Annotated in this window: 2 protein-coding genes; both read left to right on the top strand. The window is 65.5% G+C overall.

Features of this window, described 5'->3' with window-relative positions; genetic code table 11:
• Window positions 1-148: 148 nt before the first annotated feature.
• Window positions 149-1,252 carry a hypothetical protein gene (locus tag AC1DVI_RS32280; protein WP_476961456.1) on the top strand — a complete coding sequence of 368 codons (1,104 nt, stop codon included), beginning with the start codon at window positions 149-151 and terminating at the stop codon, window positions 1,250-1,252.
• Between the two features lie 194 nt (window positions 1,253-1,446).
• Window positions 1,447-2,799: an IS66 family transposase gene (gene tnpC / locus AC1DVI_RS32275; RefSeq protein ID WP_476961455.1), complete on the top strand. Its 1,353-nt coding sequence runs from the start codon at window positions 1,447-1,449 to the stop codon at window positions 2,797-2,799.
• Window positions 2,800-2,837: the final 38 nt, after the last annotated feature.

The raw sequence follows: 2,837 nt of genomic DNA, 5'->3' as shown, positions 1-2,837 counted from the left end.
GGCGAGGTCGGTGGGATCGCGTCCAGAGCGGACCAACTCGACCATATGCTGCCGGAATTCCGGCGGATAAGGCGGGCGGGTTTTCGGCATTGGTCAACACCTCCTGCGCAAGTCAGATGGTGTCCACCGAGCCGGGGCAACTCCACCATTGCGCGGCAAGCAGTTCGTGCCCATTGCGGCGCTGAGCGCCGGTTCGCCCGTCCTGCACCCGGACCTGCTCACCTCCTGGCCCAAGGATCAAAAGACCGTTGTTGGCTTGAACGATGCTGTGCAGGCGGTGTTCGACGGTCCACGTGTTCTGTTTCCGGACGGCTTTTCCAAAGAAGAACAAAATGTTCGCGCAGCTTACTATGATAAACCGGCAACGTTTACCCACAGCGTCGGCGTGATCTCCGGCAAGGAAGAGGATGCGCCGCTCCTTCAGTTCGCTGCAGTCTACCTGCGATCAAGTCTTGCGCGGTACTTCTTAATGATGCGGGGCTGGAAAATGCTTTGCGAGCGCAATGGCGTTCACCTCTCGGATGTCGAGACGTTCCCGTTCTTCGACCACAAGGACGCTCCAGACCCGCAGGCTGCTGCTGCTGCACTCTCAACCGTTGCCAGCCACATGACGGAACTTGGAGCGTTGACCGAGTTGGAGCAGCGCCACCGCTATGACAAGCTTCGGCCAGCTCTCGACCGGGCGGTTTTCGCCTATTTCGGTTTGACCGATGAGGAGCAGACGCTCGTGCGCGAGACGGTCGACATCCTAATGCCGTCCATCCGGCCCCGAAGCTTCAAGAGTCTGGACACTCCGGCTCAGCACCCTGCAGAAACGGAGGATTTCGACGCCTACGCACATGCACTCGCTGAGTCGCTAACCACATGGCGAACCCGAACCCGCGGACGCGGACGCTTCCATGTCGATGTGGTGGCCAGTGACCCCGAGCGGGCCGGACCTTCCGGCGTCGTGCGCGTGACCTACGCGGAGGGATCTACGGAAGCTCCCGTCGTCACGACGGACGTAAGCGACGATCTGGTGCTTCAGACTTTGGCCAAACTTCGCGACGCCGGGCTTCGTGCGGTTCCGTCGGGCGACTCGCTCACACTTGTCCCCGATACCCATCTCTGGCATGACGGCGCTCTTTACTTGGTCCGGCCACTCACTCAACGCAGTTGGACTGTCCGCCAAGCGCTACGGGACGCCGAGCACATTGTTCGAACAGTTCAGTCTCGTGCGGCATCGCCGACCCAATCTGCGGTGCCCTTATGACCGCGCCCACCGATTGGCTGGCGGCCTTTCCTATCCAACCCGCGACCGAAGCAGTCGGGGCGCTTCAACAGGCATGGTCGGGTGATTGCTCACGGGGGTGGCTGAGCGCACGCTGCCGGCCGGGGCGGCCGCGCATTGGGGGTGGCTGGCGATCGGGTGTTGCGCGGCGACTCGGGATATGAGTCAACGTCTCTATGACGGTTCCGCCGCGCTATTGCCTGAGCGACGCCGAGAAGGACGCCCTGCTCTTTGAGCAGGCGGCGCTGATCGAGCGCTTGGCGGCGCGGGTGGCCGAACTGGAGGCGTTGCTCGCCAAGCCGAAGAAGACCTCGGCGAACTCCCACCTCCCGCCGTCCCAGGATGGCCCCGGAGGCAAGGCCGGCAAGGCGAAGCGACACCGCAAACCGCGGCCATCGCGTCCCGGTGTCGCGCGGCCGCTCGCGCCCGATCCCGATCGCACGGAGCGCCGTCTCGCCGCGGAATGCCCGCATTGCCAAACGGCGCTGTCGGCGGCGGGACAGCGCTGCCGTCATCGCTACGACCACATCGACCTGCCCGAAGTCCGCCCGGTGGTGACGCGGGTCGAGCTGTTCGGCGGGCGCTGCGGTGCGTGCGGACGGCGCTACCGGGCCGAGCCGCCCGCGACCATGCTGCCGGGCACGCCGTTCGGACCCGGCATCCGCTCTTTGCTGGCCTACCTGCATCACAGCCATCACGTCAGCTTTGAGCGCTTGACGCGGATGCTCAAGGAGCTGTTCGGATTGAGCATCTCCGAGGGCGCCATCGCCAACGCGTTCCGCCGCATGGGCACAGCGTTCGACACGGCCTGCGCGGCGATCACGGCCAAGCTGTTGCGCGCTTCCATCATCGCCTCGGACGAGACCACGACGCGGGTCAACGGCGTGACGCACTGGCAGTGGGTGTTCCATTCCGATGCGGTCGTGCTGCACACCATCGCGCCGAGCCGGGGCCGGGCGGTGGCCGCCGCGGTGCTGGGCGGCCATCAGCCCGAGGTGTGGATCTCCGACCGCTACGCCGGACAACAGGAGTTGGGGCGGGTTCACCAAGTGTGCCTGGCCCACGTCTTACGCGACGTGCAGTACGCCATCGACTGCGGCGACACGGTGGTCGTGCCGAAGATCCGCGATCACCTGCGCTGGGCAATCCGCGTCGGCAAGCGAAGACCGGAGCTGAAGGACAGCACGCTCGCTGCTTACGCCGCCAAAGCCGAGCGCCGCCTCGATGCACTGCTCGGTGTCCCCGCCGCCCATCCGGCCGGGCGCGAGTTGCAGCGCCAGGTCAAGGCGTGGCGTGGCAAGTTCTTCGTCTTTCTCAGCGACCGCCGCGTGCCGCCCACCAACAACGGCAGCGAGCAGGAGATCCGCCCGTCGGTGATCTTCCGCAAAGTGACCAACGGCTTCCGTTCCGAGTGGGGGCCGGACATCCACGCTGGCTATCGCTCCGTCACCGGAACCGCGCGCCGCCAAGGCCAGTCCGCCTGGACCGCCATCCGCCACCTGATCGACGGCACTTTCGTCGTCGCTTAACGGCTCAGCTGCCGCCAGCCGGGTGAGCAGTTACTTAC

The sequence above is a fragment of the Azospirillum sp. P4_B5 genome (genome assembly GCF_056402275.1).
Note: the sequence above shows the minus strand (reverse complement) of the source record. Positions and strands in the feature narration are given on the sequence as shown.